At 41.7% G+C, this 7,018-nt stretch carries 9 protein-coding genes, 2 tRNA genes and 1 riboswitch; all 11 genes read right to left on the bottom strand.

All coding sequences use genetic code 11. From position 1 onward, the window contains the following. A partial coding sequence (gene cpaB / locus K9H14_08150; protein ID MCG9480156.1) for a Flp pilus assembly protein CpaB occupies positions 1-838 on the bottom strand: 838 nt, incomplete at its 3' end. A 34-nt stretch (positions 839-872) separates the two neighbouring features. Next, positions 873-1,886: a hypothetical protein gene (locus K9H14_08145; GenBank protein ID MCG9480155.1), complete on the bottom strand. Its 1,014-nt coding sequence runs from the start codon at positions 1,884-1,886 to the stop codon at positions 873-875. 18 nt (positions 1,887-1,904) lie between these two features. Next, on the bottom strand, positions 1,905-2,318 hold the full coding sequence (locus tag K9H14_08140; protein ID MCG9480154.1) for a pilus assembly protein: 414 nt from the start codon (positions 2,316-2,318) through the stop codon (positions 1,905-1,907). A 74-nt stretch (positions 2,319-2,392) separates the two neighbouring features. Further along, positions 2,393-2,593, bottom strand: coding sequence for a Flp family type IVb pilin (locus K9H14_08135; protein ID MCG9480153.1), 201 nt, complete (start codon positions 2,591-2,593; stop codon positions 2,393-2,395). Positions 2,594-2,670: 77 nt separating this feature from the next. Further along, positions 2,671-2,753: riboswitch (cyclic di-GMP riboswitch) on the bottom strand. Positions 2,754-2,941: 188 nt separating this feature from the next. Further along, positions 2,942-3,036 (bottom strand) — tRNA-Ser (locus tag K9H14_08130). Beyond that, positions 3,023-3,709, bottom strand: a complete 687-nt coding sequence (locus K9H14_08125) for a DNA alkylation repair protein (GenBank protein MCG9480152.1) — start codon at positions 3,707-3,709, stop codon at positions 3,023-3,025. The genes K9H14_08130 and K9H14_08125 overlap by 14 nt, the downstream gene beginning before the upstream one ends. Position 3,710: 1 nt before the next feature. Further along, complete coding sequence (locus K9H14_08120; GenBank protein ID MCG9480151.1) at positions 3,711-4,619, bottom strand: ADP-ribosylglycohydrolase family protein; 909 nt, start codon at positions 4,617-4,619, stop codon at positions 3,711-3,713. Further along, positions 4,620-5,294, bottom strand: coding sequence for a M48 family metallopeptidase (locus tag K9H14_08115; protein MCG9480150.1), 675 nt, complete (start codon positions 5,292-5,294; stop codon positions 4,620-4,622). Continuing rightward, positions 5,288-6,052: a class I SAM-dependent methyltransferase gene (locus K9H14_08110; GenBank protein ID MCG9480149.1), complete on the bottom strand. Its 765-nt coding sequence runs from the start codon at positions 6,050-6,052 to the stop codon at positions 5,288-5,290. The genes K9H14_08115 and K9H14_08110 overlap by 7 nt, the downstream gene beginning before the upstream one ends. Positions 6,053-6,090: 38 nt before the next feature. Beyond that, positions 6,091-6,182, bottom strand: a tRNA-Ser gene (locus K9H14_08105). A gap of 71 nt (positions 6,183-6,253) precedes the next feature. Next, on the bottom strand, positions 6,254-7,018 hold a 765-nt coding region (locus K9H14_08100; GenBank protein MCG9480148.1), incomplete at its 5' end, for a cation transporting ATPase C-terminal domain-containing protein.

Here is a 7,018-nt window from a genome sequence, read left to right as displayed (position 1 = left end):
CTAAAATATTTTTAAATGTACTTCCTGGAGTCTCTTCTTCTTCTATGCCATCGACAGGAAGTAATGCCAGCCATACCAGGCCCATTTCTTCCGTAAATACCAGTTTCTCTGAATCCTGGGGGCTGAGAGCCAGGGTAATGGTATTAATCTCTTCCAGGTTTGTTTCAGTTTCGGTGGTTTCAAGCAGTCCGCCTTCTTCTTCAACCGCTTTCTTGTATACCATCCTCTCCCCTATGTGCAGTACCTCTACATTCCACAAAAGAGTTTTGGTTATGGTTTCAGTTATGCCCAGCTCCTGTTCAAATTCTTCCAGTATCTCTGCCGATACTTCTTCGGTGCCAAAATACTCATCCAGGACATCTTTTAGTTCTTCTTCTTCTGTGGGCTGGAAGGTACCTATAACATTGACATGGTCTCCAACATTTATAAGATTGGATACTCCTATTACATCATCAACCGGTATGGATATTGCTACCATGTCCTCAGGCACCATAAAAGAAAGCCCGATATCTTCCGGTTTTATAAAGTTGGTGGTGGTAATTTGCTCGCCTTCATTTATGGGTGCGGCAACCACATATCCTTTATAATTTTCAAGGGAGGTAAGTACGCCGTTGGCCAGGTATTTTCTGGGGACAGCTTCCAGTACCACGCTCTCATTGGCTACCAGGGACTCTACTGTCGAATCTTTGGGTATGTTTTGGGCCGCTACCAGTATTTCAACCTTTTCTACTTCTTCCTCTACTGTGTCCCTGATGCTGTTTATATAGCCCAGGACCGCCACTACGGCTACTACTCCCAGTATAATTGCAATAATGAGTATTACGATTCTTAGCTTCATAATTGCTCCTATTTAATTTCTAAATTTTCTAAAATCAGTCTACCAACCTAACTACTTTTAATCCACCTTCGTAGCCGGTTACATCACCAGTGGACTGCACCAACATATAATCTATAAACTTTCCCTTAACTTCAGCCCTCTTATCCTTTCCCTTTCCTTCTTCACTAATATCTTCAACATAAAAGATAGCAAAACCCATAATAGTAACAGGATCACTTTTCCCATTGGGCAAAGAATCAATTATAGGTACCAATACTATTCTGGGACAGGTCGTATCGGTTCCAGAGTAATAGGTTTTACCATCATCGCCGGTAATAGTACTTGTCACTTCTGAAAATGACTGAGTATTTCCACCAATTAAATCTTCCACACCACTTTCTGTGGGTCCCACCATATTACCAGGTTCTGTTGGATACTGGTGGCCTATTATTATATCTTCGGTACAGCCATGGACTATATTGTACTCATACAGATTAGCGCCAGACTTGGCTGCAATATTATCGTTCTGAAAGCACATAGCCTGAAAATTGCCATCTTCCTGCTCTTGAGCTGGCACTTTAAGGGAATATGACTGGCCTGGAATTACCTCTCCATATTTATCCTGGGGTATAGACCATGGAACCAGATGGTTCATGGAAAGAGGGTTGTAGACAGTAGCAGTAGCAGTTGCCGCCACTTCGGCGGTATTAATGCCCAGTATACCTGAAAAAAACAATTGAGGATTTTTATCCTCTGGGGTAACCCTTATAGAGTCATTGGGGACTTCAGTGCTAAAAATCTCAATATTATCCTCAGTTATTTCTGTGTCTGAATATTTTAAATTATTATTGGCATACTCAATAGCTTTCTGCTTTGCTTCTGTTACACTATGGGGCAATTCTTGTGCACCAGCTAGAGCAGCAGCATCAGCAACAGTCTGAAGATTTCTTCTTACTTCATATAGAGAACCCACATCTATAACCAAAGCGGTCATTCCTACTAGGGATACTATAAGTAAAGCGACAATAACCGCTACCTGGCCGCTTTCGGTTTTAAATTGCTTTTTCATTATAATGTTTATTTATAATTACCTTTCCAATCTCATGATCCCTTTGGGCGTCAATTCTATGTTCCAGCTGTTTACCAAAGGGATTTCAATGAAAAGGTTATATAATATTTCAATTTCGATTGGTTTGCCTATCTTGTTTCCTTCAGGTAAATTTATACTTATGTCGTCTTCGGTTAAGTCATAAATAGAGGTTGCCCTCTCTATTACAATCTGTTTTATATAGCTTTCAGGATCAGGAATATCCTCATTATTGTAGTCAACCGCAGCTACTCTCGCCCCTTCTCTGGCAGCATGAGTTAAAGTTATGTAGCGGTTGTAAGCTATGCCAAACTGATAGATGCCAAATATCAGCATGATTAGGACGGGGAGTATTATGGCAAACTCTACAGCGGCTGCGCCTTTTTGTTGTTTAATTTTTATTGGTTTTTTCATTTTGAGAATTTTGGAATGGTGCTGTTTGCAGCACCATTCCCTTCTACAATTTCATTGCATAGTGTTTCCTAATCTTATTCAGCTGGAATTGTTGTACTTATTTCGTCTGCTACAGCATTAAACATTCCCTTAAGATTGCCTCCTACTGCCGTAACTGCAACAATTATAACTACCGCGATTAATGCAACTAATAATCCATACTCAATAGCGGTAGCACCCTTTTCACCATACCTAGAAGTAAAGAAGACTTTAAGCCAGTTAATTAGCGGTCCCATCATTCACCTCCCCCTCGAGCTTTACAATGTTACTTTTACTATATATTCAGTTTTACCTATCTATACCAAAAAAACCGACTCGTACAGTCGGTTTCGCTATTAGCTCCACTTTTCCCAAGCGCCCAGATATAGGAAAAGTTTCAAAGCCTCTAATAAAAATATCTAATCTATGTTTTATAATTCTATAATGTTTTTACAAAAAATGTCAAGTTTTTGTTATATTTTCTACAAATTCATGTTTAATACTTGTAAATTATATATAATGTTATTACTTGGTTAATAAAATATTATAAAGATATATTACTAAATAAGAATGGTTGCTAATTAAAGGATTATTTTAAAGAAAAATGGCGGAGAGAGAGGGATTCGAACCCCCGAGGCAGCTTGCGGCTGCCTACTCGATTTCGAATCGAGCGCTTTCAGCCAAACTCAGCCATCTCTCCCCAGTCTTTTGGCCACCGGTTTGCTTTTTAACTCCCTTAAAGCATCAGCAGCAATCCATCTGGCCGCTGCTGAATCTATATTACTGATTTTTTCAGCAGTTTCAATAGCCAATCTGTTAAGATAAATATTTCTTTTGCCTATCTGCCTCAAAGCCCAATTAACTGCTTTTTTTACATAATTTCTGCAGTCGGTGCTCTGTTTCTCTATAAACTTAAAAAACTCTATAAACTTATTATCTTCTACTTCCTTATCCCCCACCGCAAGAGTAGCCATCAGAGCAAAGCCGGCCCTTTTTACAAACTCTTCTTCCCTCAGAGCCCACTGCCCAGCTTTCCGGTAGGCATAAGGACTATATTTAAAAAGGTTATTGCAGACCTGATCACAGACATCCCAGCTATCAAAATCTTTAGCCCAATCCTCCATCTGGCTTTCAGTCACCTCGTTATAATCATCCACCATGCTGGCCAGTATTCTTGCTTCATGTATACCGCTATCCCATAAATCTAAAGCCAGATCATGGTCCTTTCCTTCCTCTTTGGCCAGCTTTCGCAAAAATGGTATCTGTAAACCCAGCTGGCTTTTGGAATCTATTCCATAGCGCTTCCTTCCCTTTAGAACCTCCGGATCAGCATTTTGTTTAAGTTTTTCTATTATCTGTCCAGCCCTGTTCATCTTAGCCCAGGCTCTTCCATAAATTATTAGCAATATCCAGAATATCTTCTTTTCTGGCCAGGCCTTCCTGCCATTTACCCGGAATAGAATCTACCCCGTAAAACATTCCGGCCAGTCCTCCCGCTTCTGCTGCCGTAGTATCGGCATCCTGTCCCAACCTTATTGCTTCCATTACTGTATCTGTGTAATCTGTATGTCTTAAAAAGCACCATATTGATGCTTCCAGGCTTTCTACCACATAGCCTCCTGCCCCTATATCCTCCCTGTCTAGTGTGGATATATCCGATTCTAAAATTGATTTAAAGTAAGGCAGCTGGCTGTCACCAGAAAAATATTTTTTTATAACTTTTTTCATTTTCCGGTAAGCAATACCTTTATCCTGTTGGCTTATCAGTTCTGTGGCCAGCTGGGTATAGACACAGCAGGCCAGAACAGATCGGGGATGGGCATGGGTAAGGGCAGAAACCCTGCTGACCAGATCAAACCTTTCCTGCTCATCCATATTAAAGCAATAAAAAGCCATGGGAAGTATCCGCATAAGTGAGCCATTGCCATTACTGTATTCATCTGTAAGCCCGCAGTGTTTAAGCCCAGCACCCTTTTTTAAATTATTTATAGCCATATAAGTGGTTCTGCCTATACCAAAAGCAGACCCCTGAGGAGTCATATACCCCTCATCCAGCCACCTTATAAACCTCTGGGCCAAATCACTTAAGTCAAAGCCTTCACACAAACTCTGAGCCAGACAGAGGGTTAATGAACTATCATCAGACCATAAGCCCCGATAAGATTTTTCAATATTTTTTCCCAGATTATGCATCTCTTCCCTGGATCTTCCCTCAAAGGGTACACCCAGCGCATCACCTATACATAACCCCAGAATACCTCCCAGCACCTGTTCCCTTTTCATCTATACCACCAGCCGGTAACCATTATCTTTTAACCATCTCTGATATTTTTTGTAATCAGGGATAGCCTGCGCCACTTCCTTCCAGAACTTTTTTGAATGGTTCTGTTGCCTTATATGCATAAGTTCGTGGATTATAACGTAATCGATAACTTCTGCGGGAGCCATTATCAGGCGATAGGTAAAATTAAGGTTTGAACCGCCCGAACAGGAACCCCATCTTTTTTTAGCAGAGGTTATCCTTATCCGGCCATAATCAATGCCCAGCCTGCCTGCCAGACGTTCAACCCTAAAGTTCAGGTATTTTCTGGCTTCTTTTTTTAACCACCCGGTAACAGCTTTCTTTTTTCCTGCAGCATCTGTTTCGGGAACAAAAAACCCCTGATCAAAAAATACCCTCTTGCCCCGGTGAATTTTTACCGGAAAATATTTACCCAGAAAAAGAACCTTATTGCTTGTTTCCAGATCCAGATCCCTGTTTATATCCGTCCTTTTCTTTGCCAGGGCCTTTTTTTTCATGATCCAGCCGGCTTTTTTATTTAAAAAATCCTGCAGCAAATTCCGGTTAACAGAATAAGGGGCCCTTACCACCAGCTCTCCCCCGGAGGTAACCTCCAGCCCTATGGTCTTTCTCCGGGACTGGATAAACCTGTCCACCCTTATCTTTACCATTACCATTTAACCCCGCAGGAGGGCCAGCTTTTTCTGCATTCAAAAACAAATTTATCCCCCAACAGTTCCTGGTCCATGAAATCAAATTTATCAGACATAAGTCCCTTTACTTCATCCATAGAGCTAAAAATATCCGAACTTAAGCCCATGTCCCTTAGATACTGCTGGCTGGGGCTGCTCTGTATATAAAAAGCTCCATTAAAAGTTCCGCTAACCCTTAACACCCTTTTTATTTCAGTTATAAGCTGCTTCTTCTCCTTTACCCGGTTAAACCCTAAAATAGATACAGCCATACCTATTGCCCCTTCCAGCAGGGGAAGATTATCCAGATTACAGCAGATAAAGAATGCATTATTTATGCCCAGGCTCTCATACCTTTGCCTGGCCCTGGCCAGGATAGCTGGGTTGCTGTCTGCTACCAATATATTGGCTTCCCTGTACCTTGCATAATCTTCACCAACAAACAGGTCACCTCCGGAAGGAATATCTAAAACCAAAGCCCTGAATTCTTCAGGCATACTTAATTTATCCCCCAGAGTCTTTTTCTCATCAGCCATTACCTTCTCCAGGGAATCCAATGATTTCTTATCAGTCTCAGAAACAAAAAAATCCTGTTCTTTTATTTCCGGGATAAAGTTAATTATAGGACCATACAGGGGGTATCTGATATCCGAATCTTCAACTTCCAAGAATTTTTCCGTAGAATCCAGTTTTAGCCTTTTACCGGTTTTTGGACATTTTAGTTTCCTTATTACTCCTAGCATGCCTTGCTCCCTTCATAGTTAATTTGAGGCTATATGTATGGCGGAGAGAGAGGGATTCGAACCCTCGAGGCGGCTAACGCCACCTACACGCTTTCCAAGCGTGCGCCTTCAGCCACTCAGCCATCTCTCCCTGACAGCAGCAATTATAACATTATCAATGGATGTAAGTCTTTATTATATGAAACAAACAATAAAAATCAATCAGTTAAAGGCACCTATTTTTCTTTTTATGAATTTATATATTTCCATTACCCATAAAACAATGGTAGCCAGTGAAAGTAAAAGCAGCCACTGGGTAAAGGTTACCGGTGAAGTTCCCAAAAGATTCTGCATAAAAGGAATATACAGGCTGGCTATATGTATACCCTGGGCAGCAAGTACCCCTGCTATCAGCAGGTAATTCCTGCTTAGGGGTATCCTGAAAGTAGAATCCCTTTCTGAACGGCAGTTAAAAGCATGCATATTCTGCATCAGTACCATAAGCAGAAGGATAAGGTTTCTGGCAGTAGAGATTTCATAACTGTTACCAATCATGTAATACCAGACCCCCATGGCCACGCCGGCCATCACCAGGCCGGATATAAGGGTCTGTTCCACCATAAGCCGGTTAAATATTCCCTCCCGGGGATTACGGGGTTTCCGGAGCATGGCTCCCGGCTCTCCCCCTTCAAAAGCCAGGGCAACATCCTGTATGCCGTTGGTTACCAGGTTAAGCCATAGCAATTGCACCGCCACCAAAGCCAGCGGCAGTCCCATAAACAATGCAGTTATAAACAGCACAACTTCAGCCGCACCGGTGGATATAAGCAGATAGGTTACCTTCCTGATATTATCATAGGCAAACCTGCCCTCCTCCACCCCGGATACAATGGAAGCAAAGCTGTCATCGGTAACTATAATAGAGGCAGTATCCTTGGTTACATCAGTACCCGATCCCATGGCCACTCCTATATTGGCCCTTTTCAG

The sequence above is a fragment of the Actinomycetes bacterium genome (assembly GCA_022396035.1).
Classification (GTDB): Bacteria; Actinomycetota; Humimicrobiia; order Humimicrobiales; family Humimicrobiaceae; genus Halolacustris.
The sequence above is the reverse complement of the archived record's forward strand: the minus strand, read 5'-3'. Positions and strand labels throughout refer to the sequence as shown.